At 69.3% G+C, this 15148-nt stretch carries 14 protein-coding genes and 1 tRNA gene; 2 read left to right on the forward strand and 13 right to left on the reverse strand.

The window, feature by feature from the left end; translation table 11 throughout:
- Positions 1-120 precede the first annotated feature (120 nt).
- Positions 121-1977: an aspartate--tRNA ligase gene (gene aspS, locus RIA68_05405; protein ID MEQ8316873.1), complete on the forward strand. Its 1857-nt coding sequence runs from the start codon at positions 121-123 to the stop codon at positions 1975-1977.
- Here aspS and RIA68_05410 read toward each other — a convergent pair.
- The 13 genes from RIA68_05410 to RIA68_05470 all read right to left on the reverse strand — a co-directional run bounded on the left by RIA68_05410 (position 1974) and on the right by RIA68_05470 (position 13615).
- The gene (locus tag RIA68_05410) at positions 1974-3641 is read right to left on the reverse strand and encodes a glycosyltransferase family 39 protein (GenBank protein MEQ8316874.1); all 1668 of its coding nucleotides are present in this window, start codon (positions 3639-3641) and stop codon (positions 1974-1976) included. The genes aspS and RIA68_05410 overlap by 4 nt on opposite strands.
- A 60-nt stretch (positions 3642-3701) precedes the next feature.
- Complete coding sequence (locus RIA68_05415; GenBank protein MEQ8316875.1) at positions 3702-4193, reverse strand: potassium channel family protein; 492 nt, start codon at positions 4191-4193, stop codon at positions 3702-3704.
- A 67-nt stretch (positions 4194-4260) separates the two neighbouring features.
- On the reverse strand, positions 4261-5163 hold the full coding sequence (locus RIA68_05420) for an aminotransferase class IV (GenBank protein ID MEQ8316876.1): 903 nt from the start codon (positions 5161-5163) through the stop codon (positions 4261-4263).
- A gap of 4 nt (positions 5164-5167) precedes the next feature.
- On the reverse strand, positions 5168-5914 hold the full coding sequence (locus RIA68_05425; GenBank protein MEQ8316877.1) for a hypothetical protein: 747 nt from the start codon (positions 5912-5914) through the stop codon (positions 5168-5170).
- 3 nt (positions 5915-5917) lie between these two features.
- Entirely contained in the window at positions 5918-6502 is a 585-nt protein-coding gene (locus tag RIA68_05430; GenBank protein MEQ8316878.1) for an exopolysaccharide biosynthesis protein, read from the reverse strand.
- An 88-nt stretch (positions 6503-6590) separates the two neighbouring features.
- Positions 6591-6664, reverse strand: a tRNA-Asp gene (locus RIA68_05435).
- 109 nt (positions 6665-6773) lie between these two features.
- The gene (locus tag RIA68_05440; protein MEQ8316879.1) at positions 6774-6974 is read right to left on the reverse strand and encodes a hypothetical protein; all 201 of its coding nucleotides are present in this window, start codon (positions 6972-6974) and stop codon (positions 6774-6776) included.
- 27 nt (positions 6975-7001) lie between these two features.
- The gene (locus RIA68_05445; GenBank protein MEQ8316880.1) at positions 7002-7850 is read right to left on the reverse strand and encodes a hypothetical protein; all 849 of its coding nucleotides are present in this window, start codon (positions 7848-7850) and stop codon (positions 7002-7004) included.
- Positions 7851-8226: 376 nt separating this feature from the next.
- Positions 8227-9354, reverse strand: a complete 1128-nt coding sequence (locus RIA68_05450) for a HEAT repeat domain-containing protein (protein ID MEQ8316881.1) — start codon at positions 9352-9354, stop codon at positions 8227-8229.
- Between the two features lie 15 nt (positions 9355-9369).
- Positions 9370-11136, reverse strand: coding sequence for an apolipoprotein N-acyltransferase (gene lnt, locus RIA68_05455; GenBank protein ID MEQ8316882.1), 1767 nt, complete (start codon positions 11134-11136; stop codon positions 9370-9372).
- Positions 11133-11990: an acetyl-CoA carboxylase, carboxyltransferase subunit beta gene (accD, locus tag RIA68_05460; GenBank protein MEQ8316883.1), complete on the reverse strand. Its 858-nt coding sequence runs from the start codon at positions 11988-11990 to the stop codon at positions 11133-11135. Before accD ends, lnt begins: the two co-directional genes overlap by 4 nt.
- A 93-nt stretch (positions 11991-12083) precedes the next feature.
- Complete coding sequence (locus RIA68_05465) at positions 12084-12692, reverse strand: histidine phosphatase family protein (GenBank protein ID MEQ8316884.1); 609 nt, start codon at positions 12690-12692, stop codon at positions 12084-12086.
- 200 nt (positions 12693-12892) lie between these two features.
- Positions 12893-13615, reverse strand: coding sequence for a ribulose-phosphate 3-epimerase (locus RIA68_05470; protein ID MEQ8316885.1), 723 nt, complete (start codon positions 13613-13615; stop codon positions 12893-12895).
- Between the two features lie 96 nt (positions 13616-13711).
- On the opposite strand from RIA68_05470, the gene RIA68_05475 reads away from it, so the two are divergent.
- Positions 13712-15148, forward strand: a complete 1437-nt coding sequence (locus tag RIA68_05475) for a UTP--glucose-1-phosphate uridylyltransferase (protein MEQ8316886.1) — start codon at positions 13712-13714, stop codon at positions 15146-15148.

Raw genomic sequence — 15148 nt, forward strand, 5'->3', positions numbered from 1 at the left:
GCAGGCACCCGGAACTCAATGGATGGCCTCCGGGGGGCACCGTTGTTCGTTCCCTACAGTTGCCGCCCGCCGGCCGATCGAGATCGGATCGCCGGGGGCATCCAACGAGGGAGTCAGACAATGCTTCAGCGCACCGCCGCCTGCGGCGAGCTTCGGATCGACCACGCCGGCACCGCCGCCACCCTGGCAGGCTGGGTCAACAACTACCGTGACCACGGCACGGGCCTGGTGTTCATCGACCTGCGCGACCATACCGGCCTGACCCAGCTCGTCTTCGACAAGGAAGACGCCCCGGCCGGCATCGTCGAGGCCGCGGATAAGCTGCGCGCCGAGGACGTCATCGCCGTCAAGGGCCACGTCCGCAAGCGCGACGGCGGGCCCAATCCCAAGCTGCCCACCGGCGAGATCGAGCTGGTCGTCGAGAAGCTGGAAGTCCTGGCCAAGGCCGACACGCCGCCCTTCCAGCCCGGCGACGAGCAGAACTTGCCCGGCGAAGAGCTCAGGTTGCGGCACCGCTACCTCGACCTGCGCCGGCCCAAGATGCAGCACGTGCTGCGCACGCGCCACCGCGTGACCAAGATCGCGCGCGACTTCTTCGACGCGCTCGGGTTCATCGAGGTCGAGACGCCCAACCTGTGCCGGAGCACGCCCGAGGGCGCCCGCGACTTCCTCGTGCCCAGCCGATTGCAGCCGGGCGAGTTCTACGCGCTGCCGCAGAGCCCGCAGCTCTTCAAGCAGATCCTGATGGTGGCCGGCGCGGATCGCTACATGCAGATCTGCCGCTGCTTCCGCGACGAGGACCCGCGCGCCGACCGGCAGGCCGAGTTCACGCAGATCGATCTCGAGATGGCCTTCGTTTCGCGCGAGGACGTGCTCACCACGATGGAGGCGTTCGCACGCACGCTGTGGAAGGAAGTGCTCGGCGTCGAGGTGCCCAAGTTCCCACGCATGACCTGGCAGGAGGCCATGGACACCTACGGCAGCGACCGGCCCGACCTGCGCTACGACCTCGAGCTCGAGGACATCAGCGACCTGGCGGCCAGGACCGACTTCAAGGTCTTCCAGCAGGCCCTCGCCAAGAACCCCGGCAGCGGCCACCCGTCGACGCGAGACGGCGGCGTCGTCAAGGCGTTCCGCGTGCCCGGCGGGGCCGAGAAGCTGACCCGCAAGCTGACCGATGGTTACGCGGAGTTCGTCAAGCAATTCGGCGCGGGCGGAGCGCCCGTCACCAAAGTCACCGAGAGCGGCTTCGAGACCGGCATCGCGCGATTCATCGAGCCCATCACCAAGGAGCTCAAGGAGCGCCTCAAGCTCCAGCCGGGCGATACCGTCATCTTCGGCGCCGACGGGTACAACACCTGCTCGAAGGCCCTCGGCGAGCTGCGCCAGAAGGTCGCCAGGGACCTCGACCTCATCGACGGCAACAAGTGGGCGTTCCTCTGGGTCGTCGACTTCCCGATGTTCGAGTACGACGACGGAGATGGTCAGTCGAGCGGACGCTACTACGCGCTGCACCACCCCTTCACCGCGCCGCGGGCCGACCAGGCCGAGCGGTTGCTCGGCGCGAGCGCCGAGGACAAGCAGACGCTGCTGGGCGTGCTCAGCGACGGGTACGACATGGTCGTCAACGGCAGCGAGATCGGCGGCGGCTCCATCCGCATCCACCGCCGCGACGTGCAGCAGAAGGTCTTCGGCCTGCTCGGGCTCGACGACGAGGAGGCCAAGGCCAAGTTCGGCTTCCTGCTCGATGCGTTGCGGTATGGCGCCCCGCCCCACGGCGGCATCGCCTTCGGCCTCGATCGCCTGGTCATGCACCTGGCCGGCACCGAGAACATCCGCGACGTCATCGCCTTCCCCAAGACGCAGACGGGCGCCGACCTGATGACCGAGGCCCCCTCGGCGGTCGACGAGGCGCAGCTCAAGGACCTGCACGTCCGCGTGGTGGAAGCAGCGCCGGCCGCCGCGAGCCCTGCCTAGGGCAGCGCCGCCGAGTCACCGGTCTCGATCGCCGTCGCCGCCGGCTCGAACCGCAGCACCTCGATCCGGTCGAAGCGCAGCAGGTCCTCGTGGTTGCCCACGTGCGGGATCGTGAGCAGGCCGCTGTGCGCCAGCCGCAGGCCGTGGCTTCGCTCGAAGGTCCTGATCCACTCCCGTCGCAGCGCTTGGTCGACGTAGCCGTCGACGTAGAAGGTCACGACCTCGACCGGCTCGCCTGGATCGACGTCGCGCTGCTGGGCGTCTTCGGCCTCTCGCTGCACGCGCATGTGGTAGTTGGCCAGGAAGCGCGTGACCTCGCTCTGCATGCCCTCGGGCTCGGGCACGAACGCCGCGCCGAGGTCTTCTCGGAGCGACAGCGGCCGCGGGCCATCGAAGCGTGCGGCACCCCAGATGACGTCGGTCGCGTCGCGCAGCACGGCATCGGTGGAGGACTTCTGCGGGTTGATCAGGTCGCGGGCCATCGTCGCGATGGCGATGCACGCCAGGCCCGTCGCCGCCACGCGCATCGGGCTCCGCCACGCCGGCGCGCGGACGGCGTCGCCGAGCCTGGCCATCAGCCACGCCAGCCCGCAGCCCGCCAGCACGCAGAAAATCGGCGCCAAATAGAGCTGCAGCCGCGTGGGCGTGCCGAAGGGGTACTTCTGCAGGAAGCCCGCGACCAGCGCAAGCGCGACCGGCCCGAGCAAGAGCACCAGCACGCCCAAGCGTCGATCGCGCAGCAGCAGCGCCACCCCCACCAGCACGCATAGCAACGTGCCCGTGCTGGCAAAGTTCTCGCCGCCCACGGGGTAGGGCACGAGCTCGCCCGTGAGCACGTCGAGGAACCACCACGCGGCCGACGCGAGCGAATCCGTCGGCGGAAACGCCTTCTGCCAGTAGTCGGCCATCCAGCTCGCCGTGTCGCTGCTCGCCGGCACCAGGAAGCGGTACGTGCCGACGAACCCCGCCAGCAGGCAGGCCCCGACGACGCCCGGCTGCGTCAGCCGCGTCAGCCAGCCGTGCCGCACGCCCGCGAGCGTCATGAACGCCACCGCGCCGCCACCCACGAAGACCGAGGGAAACGAAACGCCGAAGCCGACCAATGCCAGCGGGCACATCGCCACCAGCCAGACCCAGGGCCGCTCGCTGTCCCGCCATCGCAGCGCCAGCAGCATCCACAGCACGGTCACCAGCATGTCGACGCCGTAGGGCTTCACCTCGGCGCTGTAGCGGATGGGCCAGTACGACACGCTGAACACCGCGACGGCGAGCGTGAAGGCCCAGCCCTCGAGCAGCCGCCGCGCGACCAGCGGGAACAGCAAGATTGCGCCGACCGCGCCGAGGAACGGGAACGCCCGTAGCGACCACTCGTTGAAGCCGAACGCACGCGTGGCGAACTCTTCGACCATCAGGAACAGCGGCGGAGCCATCTGCCCGAAGTCGAGCTCGGTCAGCAGCCCCTCGTACCCGCGGCGGGCGATGTTCACCGCCAAGGCCGCCTCGTCGGGGATCAGCGGAAAGCCCAGGACGTACCGCACCGTGCACGCCAGGCACCCGAGCACGACGAAGCCCCACGCGAGCCGCTCGTGCGTGATGCGGATCGTGCCGCCGGGCTCGGCATGGATCGGGCCCAGGTCGCTGGCGTGTTGCGGGTCGTCGGGCAAGCCCGAGGATAGGTCGGGGTGAGATCGCCGGAAGGCCGACGTCTCGCGGAACGAACGTTCTTACGAGCGTCGCTGTCGCCGCGTGTCGTGCTCCCGTTCGATTACCGCGTACGTCATGGTGGCCGACCAGGCGATGAGCATCAGCCCCGAGATCGACTCAACCGTCACGAGCAACCTCAGCGGGCCCATGGGCACGATATCGCCGAAGCCGAGCGTCGAGAAGACCACACCCGAGAAGTAGATCCGCTCCGTGAGCGAGCCGTCGGCTGCCATGCTGAGGATGCCGACGCGTTCGCCGTATAGACGCTCGATCACGAAGTGTGCCATCGCAAAGATGAGCACCTGCACGACGTGCGTCGCTAGGAGCGTAAGGACGCAGCTCGGCAGCACCAGGCGCACCGACCGCTTCGTTGAATGGGCCCACGACGTGAGGCGACACACGACCTCGGCGTGCAGCCCAACGCACGCGGCCGCCGCGACGGCCGTTGCGACGACGACCGGCAGGACGGCGGCGTCGGTCTCCCATAATGGCGCGGCGGCTTCGGGCGTCATGGCTCCACTCGGCAGACGACGCCCTGATATCGACCCGGCTGCTCGCCGCACGCCAGTACTACAGAGTTCAGGAAACTACTGATTCGCCCTCGCAGGCGGTGAGTTTGCCGAACAGGTCGGACAGGCGGGCGGTCATCGGGCCCATCGCACCATTCCCGATTCGACGACCGTCGACTTCCACGACCGGCGCGATCTCGCCCATCGTGCCCGTGCAGAACACTTCGTCGGCCCGATACGCCTCAGACAGCGTGAGATCGGCCTCGTCGCACTGGATGTCGTTGGCCCTACAGATCTCCAGGATGACCGATCGCGTGATGCCCTCGGGGCACGCGGCCGTCGTCGGCGTCCGGATCACGCCGCCCTCGACGAAGAACAGGTGCGTCGCGTTGGTCTCGGCGATGAAGCCCCGCGTATCGAGCATCAGGGCATCGTCCGCGCCCGCGGCGTTGGCCTCGAGCTTCGCCAGGATCGAAGTGAGCTGGTTGCACGAGTGGATCTTCTGGTCGAGCACGTCCGACGGCGGACGCCGGTGCGCGGCCGTCTTGAGCGTGATGCCGGACTTGTCGTACACGGGCGGCTTGTGCTCGGCCAGCACGATCAGCGTGTGCCCGGCCGTGTTGATCCGCGGATCGAGCCCCGACGTGTACTTCTCGCCGCGCGTGAGCGTGAGCCGGACATGCACGCCGTCGCGCATGCCGTTGGCCTCGAGGGTGCGCCGAACTTCCGCAATCATCTCTTCATCGCTGGGTATGCTCGCGTAGGCAAGCGCTGTTGCCGAGCGGCGCAGCCTGGCGAGGTGCTCGCGCAGCCGGAAGATCCGCCCGTCGTAGACGCGGAGCCCCTCCCACACAGCGTCGCCGTTCTGCACGGACGAGTCGAACGGACTCACGCGGGCCTCGCCTCGTGGCGAGAGCGTGCCGTTGATGTTGACGATGATGTCTTGGTTCTTCGGGTTCTGCTGCTGAAGCACGTGCCTACTCCTCGTCCGAGGCGGAAAGGGCATGGATGACGAGCCGCTCATAGAGCGCCTCGCACGAACGGAGCAACGGCAGGTGCCGACTGGGCACCTCGGCGTCCTTGCGCTTGTAGGAAGCAAAGCCCGTCGACGCCTCCACGCTGGCGTACCAGTATCGAGCCCACACGCCGTCCGTGGGCCGAGGGCCCGCCTCCCACGCCAGCATGCGTTCGGTAAACGGCACGCCCAGAGCGCCGCACATCGCACGCAGCATGCCGCGCGGCTGCATGAGCACGGCCTTCGAGTCGATCACCGGCAGCGACGCTCCGAAGCGCTCGTGCAGCGCCATCTGCACCGGCAGCCCCGTCGCATCCAGGTCGGGGTTGGGCAAGACCTGGAGCAGCGACGTGAGCATCTCCCGCGGCTCGCGCACGAGCAGCGCGTTCGTCAGGCCGTCCACCCAATCCAGAGCCATGCCCGGCAGCAGGTGGTGTGCCATGTGCTTCTGATACACGAAATGGAACGGCGGGGGCGGCGGCGCCGTCAATCGCTCGATGACCACGCCCAGATCCGCCACGCCCGCTTCGATGACTTCATCGGCGCCCGGGTGATCGATGCCGGTGGTGGCCAGGTAGTGCGCATACAACGGTTCGTCGACGACCAGCGTGTCGCCGCGTGCTTCCCACGACCGCATCATCGCCGTCGAGATGTTGCGCGGTCCCGACCACATCGCGATGATCCGTCGCTGGTGCGGTCGCTCATCCATCGTTCAGTTCACCATCGTCCAGACGAGATATCCCGTTCCAGCGGTCGCGAGCAACGCCAGCACCACCGCCAGACCATCGCGCGCCGAGATGGCCAGGCCGAACAAAAGGATGGCTCCCGCCGGCGCCGCCACCGCGAACGGGATGAATCCCAGCGGGAACATCGAGACCGCCAGCGCGATCACGACCGCGGCGATGATTCGCTGCACGATCGACCCCGTGAGCCACTCCAGCCGGGGCTGGATCAGCGCATCCACCCGCGTGAGCCACGGACGAACCCGGTCGCGGGCCTTGTCCCACTTCGCCTTCGGCACCGACCGCTCGGTCAGCTTCTTGGGCAGCCACGGATGATCGAGCCCCACCGCGTGCTGGACGGCGACCAGAAGAATGAAGACCGCGATGACCGCCGGCGCCCCGGGCACCGCGCCCACCGGGCTCAGCCCGACCAGACCGGGCAATGCCAGCAGCGGACCGAACGATCGGCTGCCGAACGCATCGAGAATGTCCTGCACCGAGAGCGAATCATCGCCCTCGACCTCGTCATCGAGGTCGTCCAGCAGGTCGCCGAGCTTCTTGGGTCGATCGGGCATGGCGCGTTCGCAAGCGTACTTCCGAACCAGGCCAGTATCCGATGAGCGCAAACGAAAAGCCCCCGCAACAAGGCAGGGGCTTACGAAGCGAGGCGGACGGGACTCGAACCCGCAACCACCGGATCGACAGTCCGGTACTCTAACCAATTGAGCTACCGCCCCGGGATGTCGCAGCGATGGGCTGCTCTCGGGCGTGACAAGAATAGCCGCCACGCCTACACGGTCAAGACCTCGGGCCGGCCCGAACGCCGGTCCGCTCCGAATCTGCCGGTTACTCGGGCAGCACGATCGGCCCGTCGCCGTGCGTCTCCCAGACCTTGCCACCGGGGCTCACCTGCTCGGCGGCCTGGTACATGAAGAAGATGGCAAAGCCCATGGCGATGATCGAGAGGGCCAGCAGCCCATCGATGAGGCCCAGGCTCGGGCCGCGAGACGAACGCCCGCCGGGCATCTGCATTCCGTATTGACTCATGCGAGTGCTCCCTGAAGCGTTCGTTGGTTAGCGGCGGATGTCCGACACGACGATGTCGCCGCGACGCGGGGTCAGCCCGAGGCCGAGCGTGTCGACGACGCCCTCGGCGAACTGCAAGTCGGCGTTCTGGACGTTAAAGTGGCCCACGAGGCGGCGGTTGCCACCCTCGTTGCGGATGATGAAGAGCCGCTTGCCGCGGGCCAGGCCGTCCTGCGAGCCGAGGTCGACGCGGGCCAGCGTGGCGCCCGACGAGTCCCGCTCGGTCTCCATGATCTGCCCGGTGACGAACGTGGTCACGTCCGAGCCGCCGGCGAGGGCCTCGCCCTGGCCGCCCTCGTCGTTCTCCATGCGGGCGATCTGCTCGCGCAGGCCGCGGACGGTGGCCGTCAGCGACTCGCTGTTGCTCTGCAGGTCGGCGATGCGGTCGAGCAGGTCGATCTCGTTCTGGCGGAGGGCCAGCTCGGTGCTGCGCAGCTCGTTGACCTCGCCGGCGAAGCGGTCGCTCAGCTCGGTCAGCATGCGCGTCGTCTCGTTGAGCTGCGAGATCTGGTTCTGCAGCGTGGTGACCTGCTGGTTGGCGGTCAGCTTGTCGCGACGCAGTTCGCCCACCTCGCCACGCAGGCGGAGGAGCTCAGACTCGCCCGCGCTGATCTGCTGGCGGAGCGCATCCTGCTCGCGACGCAGGCGATCGGCCTCTGCCTGGGCGCTGGCAGCCGCCTCTTGCTCGCGGGCCTGCAGCGCTTCGTTGGCCGCCTGCAGCCGGTCGTAGTCGACCAGCACGCCGCGGTTGTTGATCGCAAACGAGATCGTCAGCGAGGACAGCGCGATGCCCGCAACCGCGGCCGCGAGTACGAGGATCTTGGTAATGGTGTGCATCGTGTGAAAACCCGTGTTTTGGCCGTTCGGAGGCCCGTGTGATGGCCGATCGTGCTCGCCCGCTACGTTCGTTCTCTGGCGACCGTTTCCCTCGGTCCGAAACCCTCGGCAACGCGCCGCGTCGGATGTCTCCAGACCAACCCTCGATTCCGATCGGGTCGAAGACCAGTCCCCTCGTCGCCGCGATCCCCCGGGCGGTCCGCTCGAGCGAGCGGACGCCAACGCCCCCGGGCAGCGGCCCGAGGGTGAGCGTCGATACGCCGGCGGGGCCCGCCTGGTTGCCTTGGCAACGCCCTCAAGGCCCCGCGACGCCGCTACGACGCCGCCGCGACCCCCGGCGCCAACCCCATGGTTCGCCCGGAGAGGGCACAGGTTATCACGGTCGTGTCAGCCGGACAACAGCCGCCGCCGCATGAACCCGGACCGACGGATCCGGGTCGGCCAGCAGCGGCCTGATCGTGTCGAGGTGCTGGGTCTTGCCGATCTCGCCCAGGACCAATGCTGACAAAGCCCGAATAGTCGCGCGTGGATCGTCGAGGTACGCCAGCGCGATGGTGTCGCCCTGGGTCTTACCGAGTTGCGCCAGCGCGTAGACGGCCGACAGGCGGACCTCGGGCGGCAGCATGTTGCCGCGATCATCCAGACGGGCCGTCAGGAACGCAAGCTGCGTCTCGGACGCGCGATCACCCACCTCGCCCAGGATGCGAGCCGCCAACGCCGTGGCTTCCAAGTCCTGCGCGCTCGCGGGATACAGGGCCGCCCGGATGGGTTGGATCTGCTCGCTATCTCCCAGCTTTACCATCGCCTCGCTCAGCTGGAGGTTCATCAGGCGAACGCCGCCTTGGGGCGCCAGCGGCATCGGACGGGCCGCGGCATCTCGAAGCAGCGGTACGGCCGACCGATTGTCGAGCTCGCCCAGCACGTACGCCGCCTGGGCCCGCAGCCTCGGGTCGTCGGACTGCATCAGCGCACGGACGATCTCCTGCGTGCCGCGGTCGTCGCCGTTGGCCGCCAACGCGTACGCGGCGTTCAGCCGCACGAACGGGGAGCGATCCCGCAGCAGCGGCGCGGCTTGTGCGGCCAGGTCGGCGCGGCCTGCCTCGGCGATGCCCCCGAGCGCGACCGCCCGCACGCCGGGGCTCTGATCAGTCAGCCCTCGCTCGAGCCAGATCGTCGCGCGGCCCGGCGCCTCGAGCAGGGCCTCGAGCGCATTGCCGCGAATCACCGGATCGGCGTGCCGCGCCAGTCCCTCGAGCTGCTCAATGGCGCCCTCTCGGGCCTGCGAGAGCTGGATGGCCCCCGGCTCGGATCCCGAAGCCGCTCGGCTTGAGTGCCCACCGCCCGAGCAGCCCGCCAATGCCAACGCCGAGCAGATCACCGCGCACGCCACCAGCGTCCTCGTCCGCACCATCGTCCGCACCGTCCCTTCCTGAACGCCCGTCGACTTGCCGAGAGACTCCAAACCACGAATCCGAACGTACGACCGCTGGGGTCGGATGTTCATCGCACGATCATCGGCTCAGCCCGGCCGCCGGCCCGACGCGAGCCCCCGCAGCAGCACCAGCAGCCCAGCCGCAAACAGCAGCCAGGGCGTCAAGAACCCGACGGCCGAATACGGCGTCGAGCGGACCGTCCGGCCCGGCACCTCGCCCATCACCACCTGCGGCGTGCGCGTCGCAAAGGTCGTACCCGCGGTCGAGACGGCATGGTTGCCCGGACCCTCGGGCATGGTCGCCTCAGTGGGTGCGATGCCGCCCCGCGCGTCGATGATCGTCGAGATGCCGGTGTTCGCCGCCCGGACGATGGGCACGCCGTTCTCGAGCGCCCGCCAGCGGGCGAGCTTGAGGTGCATGGCGCGTCCCGCGTCGCTCGTCGAGAACCAGCCGTCGTTGGTCAGGTTCACGAGCGCGTCGACGCGATCGCCGTTGCCGCGCGCCAGCCGGCGCGACACGCCAGCGTACGCGACCTCGAAGCAGATGGGCGTGCCCACCCGCAGCGGTCCGCGTCCTTCGATCGGCACGTCGAACCACACGGGCTTCTCGCCGGCATCGAGATCGAAACGCATGCCGCCGGCCCCGATCAGAAGCAGCTTCTCCTCAAGCCAGTCCCACCGCGAGACGAGCGGGAGTACCTCGCCGAAGATGGTCAGCTTGAGCTTGTCGTACCGGGCCGCCTCGAGCCCGCCGTTCACAAAAAGGTGCGCGCTGTTGTAGAGCGCGTCGTACTCCTGCACGATGGAGCCGTCCGGGCCCGTCGACAGCCTCAGCCCATCCATGCCCGTGGCGCCGACGATCATCGGGACGCCCAGGGCCCCGTGCAACTCCAGCGCCTCGTCGGCGAAGTACGTCGCCTCGATCTGGTCGCGATCGGGCAGGTCGACGACGAAGACGAGCCCGAAACGCCGCATCTCGATGAGCGCCTGCGGGCTGATGGCCGGGCCGGGCAGCATCGTCTCGGGCCAGACGACCACGTCCGCGTTGCCGCGCGCCGAGAGCGTCATGGCCGCAAACTCGTCGAACAGCGCGACCTGGTCTTCCATCGACCACGCCATCCGGTTGTCTTGCGGCACGTTCGTCTGCACGATGGCCACGCGAGCGCCGCTGGGCTGGCCGGGCTTCGGCGCGACGAATCCGAGCCCGAGCAGGATCGCCAGCGGCGCAATCGCCAGAGTCGCCATGCGTGTGAGGTCGTCGCGGGAGCCGAGCAGCAGGGTCAGCGCCGCCGCCACCAGCGCAACCGCGAAGCTCACGCCGTACGCCCCCACCCACGCACCGCTCGCGGAGATGATGGGCGCATCGATGAGCGGGTGGCCCGCCAGCAGCCATGCATACCCGCCGAAGAGCACGCTGCCGCGGAAGACCTCGACGAACGACCACGCGATCGCGAGCAGGCAAGCCGTCAAGACCGGCCCGCCGCGCCCGCGGACGGCGATCGCCGCCAGCAGCACGAATACGCCCGCCCACGCGCCCTGCAGCAGCATGCCCGGGAAGAAGCCGACGGGCGAGACCTTGAACATCCACGCGTGGGTGATGATCCACAGCGGCAGCGAGCCGACCCATGCGCCCGCGGCGGTCCGCCAGATGACTCGGCGGCCGGCCTTTGCGGCGAACAGGACGATGGCCATCAGCGGCACGGGCGCCAGCAGCGCGAAGGGCCACCACGCCAGCGGTTCGCTCGCTAGCAGGCCCAGGACGGCGTACGCGAACCCTGCGGCGGCGCCGAAGAGCGACCAGTGCAGCCCCTTGGTCGGGCGCACGAGGGCGGCGCTGCGGGCCTGGGCGGTCACAGGCCGGCGTAGTCGATCAGGCGTGCGAGCTCGTTACGCAGCTCGGCCCGGTGCACGATCTTGTCGATCAAGCCGTGCTCGAGGCAGAACTCCGAACGCTGGAAGCCCTCGGGCAGCTCCTGGCGGATCGTCTGGCGGATGACGCGCGGGCCGGCAAAGCCGATGAGCGCGCCCGGCTCGGCGATGATGACGTCGCCCAGCATCGCGAACGAGGCCGTGACGCCGCCGGTGGTCGGATCGGCCAGCACGCTGATGAAGAGCCCGCCGGCCTTGTCGTGGCGCGCCAGGGCGGCGCTGCTCTTGGCCATCTGCATGAGGCTCAGCGTGCTCTCCTGCATGCGCGCGCCGCCCGAGCAGCTCACGACGATGACCGGGAGCGAGCGCTCGGTCGCCAGCTCGATCGACCGCGTGACCGTCTCGCCCACGACGCTGCCCATCGAGCCCATCATGAACCCGAGGTCGAGCGAGCACAGCACCGCCTGGCGGCCCTTGATGAAGCCGACGCCCGCGACGACCGCGTCGTGGCGGCCCGTTCGCTTCTGCTCGGCCTCCAGCCGTCCCGCGTAGGGCTTGAGGTCCTCGAACTTGAGCGGGTCCTTCGGGCGGAGGTCCTCGAACATGGCCTCGAAGCTGCCCTGGTCGGCGAGCTGGCTGATGCGCTCGCCGGCCTGGATGCGGTAGTGGTGGCCGCACTCGGGGCAGACGTGGAGGTTGGCCTCCATCTGCTTGCGGTAGATGAGCTGCTCGCAGCCCGGGCAGCGCAGCCACAGGCCCTCGGGCACCTGGCTTCGTCGCTCGGGTCGCAGTTCCGACCAGGTGCGCGGCTTGGCGGTCGTGGCAGTCGTTGAGGCCATGGACCGATTGTTGGCCATCGGAGCTCCGGGAATTCAGTTTTTGTTCTCGGACGTGTCGGGCCGCGGCGGCGGCTCACTCGGGGCTTCGTCGCCCTACACGGCCTTGGCGGGCACGATCTCGTCTCGCCGCACCCGCAGGCTCGCCAGCTTCGGGCCGGCGGCGGTGGCGTCCCACCCCTCGGCCATCTCGCGGCCCTCGAACCGGTTGAGCAGCACGTGGAAGGCCATCGGCCGCACGACCACGGCAACGTGCTTGCCCTTGCCATTGAGCTTGTCGAGCCCCTTGGCCAGGGCGTTGAGCAGCCGGGCCTCGGCGTCGGCAAACGATTCGCCTTGTGGCGCAACGACCGACGTGGGGTCTTCTCGCCACTGCTTGAAGGCGCCCGGGAAGCGATCCTGGAGCTGCTCCATGCGCTGGCCTTCCCACAGGCCCAAGTCGATCTCGCGGAGGTCGTCGAACGTGCGGACCTTCTTGTCGGTCAGCTTGCCGATGTGGTGGGCCGTCTGGCTCGACGCCTCGTCGGGGCCGGTCAGGATGCCCGTGATGGCGGACAGGTCCTCGTCGCGCAGGGCAGCGGTCAGTTCCTCGCCCCAGGCCTTGCAGGCCGGCAGGTCGCAGTCTCCGCCCAGGCGGCCGGTCTCGTCCCACTCGGTCCGAGAGCACCGCACGAGCAGCAGGTTCACTTCCGAAGGGGTAGCCATGCATTCCTCGCAGGGCCGGCGAAAGAGGTGGGCACGAGCCCGATCATCCCGCCGGCGGGTCCCGGTCGCAACCCCGGGAACCCAAACTGTACCGGGTCGATACGCCCGGTCCGATCTCAAAGCATCGCATTCCTGACGAATCCTGATCGCCGAATGCGATGCCTACGACCGGATAACCCCGACCGTCGCCCTTTTGATCGCTACTGCTTGCCCGATTCGCCACGCATCTGGGAGATCACCGATGCTCGATCTTCCGGGGAAACCCTGAATACCGCCGAGGCCGCCGCAAGCACGTCGGCTCCGGATTCGAGCAGTCCCGGGGCCTGCATGGGCCCCGCGCCGCCGTCGACCTCGATGCGCACGTCCGGGGCGAGGCGACGGACGTGGCGGATCTTGTCCAGCGCGGCCGGATCGAAGGCCTGGCCCGCGAACCCGGCCCGGATGGCCATGATGAGCACGAGGTCGCAGTGCGGCAGCAGGTCGTCGGCCTTCTCGACGGGCGTCGGGCCGTCGATGGCGATGCCGACGGACATGCCCAGCGAGCGGACCTTCTCGAACAGGTCTCGGGCGACGCTGCCCGCGAGCGCCTCGACGTGGAACGTCAGGTGGCCCGCGCCTGCCTTGGCGAAGGGCTCGGCGAAGAGGTCGGGGCGCTCGATCATGAGGTGGACGTCGAAGAACGCGTCGGGCAGGTCGGCCTTGAGCGAGGCGAGCATGTCGACGCCCAGGGCCAGGTTGGGCACGAGGTGGCCGTCCATGACGTCGTAGTGGAGCATGTCGCCGCCGGCGTCGAGGGCGCTGCGGCACTCTTCTCCCAGTCGGGCGTAGTCGGCAGCGAGGATCGAGGGCGCGATGAGCGGCAGTTGCGGGGGCTGGGTGATGGGATTGGCGACGGCGCTGGAGGACCGGGCGTGGGTGGGCATGGCGGGATCGTAAACCGCCCGCGGGGCTCTACCATCGCCCGGCCGCCGCAAAGTGACGGCGATGGCCGGCCCAGTTGAGAGAGGAAGACTCGCGCGATGACCACCTCACCGCCCGCTCACACCACGCTCGAAGACGTCGCCCCGGCCGTTGAGGCGGCCGGCCAGGGGCACCTGCTGGCGTACGTGGACGAACTCGATGATGCGGCGAAGGCGGCGTTTGCGCGCCAGCTCGCGGCGGTCGACTGGGACGCGCTGCCGGGCGTGATCGAGCGGTACCGGCATGCCGGCGCTGCCGAGTCGTTCGGCAGCATGGAGCCGCCGGTGGTGTGCGGCGTGGATGGCGCCGCGGGCGATCGGGCGATCGACGGTGAGGCAGCACGGGCGGCGGGGCTCGAGATGATCAGGGCCGGCAAGATCGCGGCGCTCACGGTCGCCGGCGGCCAGGGCACGCGGCTTGGCTTCGACGGGCCCAAGGGCACGCTGCCCATCGGGCCGGCGAGCGGGCGGACGCTGTTCGAGGTGTTCGCCGCTCAGATCCGGTCGGCGGGCGCCTGGGCGGGGCGGCCGATCCCGTGGCTGATCATGACCAGCCCGCAAAACCACGGGCAGACGCTGGCGTTCTTCGAGGCGCGGGACTGGCTGGGGCTCGATCGCGGGCAGCTCCGCTTCTTCGAGCAGGGGGTGATGCCGAGCTTCTGCCCCAGGACCGGGCGGCTGCTGCTGGCGAGAAAGGGCACGCTGGCGACGAATCCCGATGGGCACGGGGGCGTCGTGCGGGCGCTCACGCGCTCGGGCGAGCTGGATCGGCTGGAGCGCGAGGGCGTGGAGCAGCTCAGCTACTTTCAGGTCGACAACCCGCTGGTGACGCCGGTGGATCCGGTGTTCCTCGGCGCGCATGCGGGCGCGGGCGGTGCGCCGAGCTCGGGCGAGTTCTCGAGCAAGATGGTGGCCAAGGCGGACGCCTCGGAGAAGGTCGGCGTGTTCGCGGTGTGCGACGGAAAGACGCGGGTGGTCGAGTATTCGGATCTTCCTGAGGAGCTAGCGGGCGCGACCGATGCATCCGGGAAGCTGCGGTTCGAGGCGGGATCGGTTGCGATCCATGCGGCGTCGGTCGCGTTCCTGCGGGCCGTGGAAGACGCGGGCGAGGCGGCGCTGCCGTTCCACCGGGCGTTCAAGAAGGTGCCGCACGTGGATGCGGATACGGGCTCGTTCGTCGAGCCGGGCGAGCCCAACGCGGTGAAGCTCGAGCGGTTCGTGTTCGACGCGATCCCGGTCGCGCGGCAGTCGATGGTGATGCGGGTCGAGCGCGCGCACGAGTTCGCGCCCACGAAGAACCCCACGGGCGTCGACAGCGTGGAGAGTGCGCGGCACTTGCAGAGCGCACGGGCCGAGGCGTGGCTGCGGGCGCGCGGGCACGATGTGCCGGCGGGCTGCACGCTCGAGCTCTCGGGGGCGGCGGCGTGGGCCGAGGCGGCGGGGCTCGACTACGCCCCCACCGCCGAGCCCGAGCCGAGCCGGGCCGCGGTGCTCTGA

It is taken from the genome of Phycisphaerales bacterium, assembly GCA_040217175.1.
GTDB lineage: Bacteria > Planctomycetota > Phycisphaerae > Phycisphaerales > UBA1924 > JAHCJI01.

Excerpts from the sequence above, each read along its gene's own strand:
- aspS (MEQ8316873.1), top strand. The coding sequence starts at position 121 with ATGCTTCAGCGCACCGCCGCCTGCGGCGAGCTTCGGATCGACCACGCC.
- RIA68_05415 (MEQ8316875.1), bottom strand. The coding sequence starts at position 4,193 with ATGACGCCCGAAGCCGCCGCGCCATTATGGGAGACCGACGCCGCCGTC.
- RIA68_05425 (MEQ8316877.1), bottom strand. The coding sequence starts at position 5,914 with ATGGATGAGCGACCGCACCAGCGACGGATCATCGCGATGTGGTCGGGA.
- RIA68_05430 (MEQ8316878.1), bottom strand. The coding sequence starts at position 6,502 with ATGCCCGATCGACCCAAGAAGCTCGGCGACCTGCTGGACGACCTCGAT.
- RIA68_05440 (MEQ8316879.1), bottom strand. The coding sequence starts at position 6,974 with ATGAGTCAATACGGAATGCAGATGCCCGGCGGGCGTTCGTCTCGCGGC.
- RIA68_05445 (MEQ8316880.1), bottom strand. The coding sequence starts at position 7,850 with ATGCACACCATTACCAAGATCCTCGTACTCGCGGCCGCGGTTGCGGGC.
- RIA68_05450 (MEQ8316881.1), bottom strand. The coding sequence starts at position 9,354 with ATGAACATCCGACCCCAGCGGTCGTACGTTCGGATTCGTGGTTTGGAG.
- accD (MEQ8316883.1), bottom strand. The coding sequence starts at position 11,990 with ATGGCCTCAACGACTGCCACGACCGCCAAGCCGCGCACCTGGTCGGAA.
- RIA68_05465 (MEQ8316884.1), bottom strand. The coding sequence starts at position 12,692 with ATGGCTACCCCTTCGGAAGTGAACCTGCTGCTCGTGCGGTGCTCTCGG.
- RIA68_05470 (MEQ8316885.1), bottom strand. The coding sequence starts at position 13,615 with ATGCCCACCCACGCCCGGTCCTCCAGCGCCGTCGCCAATCCCATCACC.
- RIA68_05475 (MEQ8316886.1), top strand. The coding sequence starts at position 13,712 with ATGACCACCTCACCGCCCGCTCACACCACGCTCGAAGACGTCGCCCCG.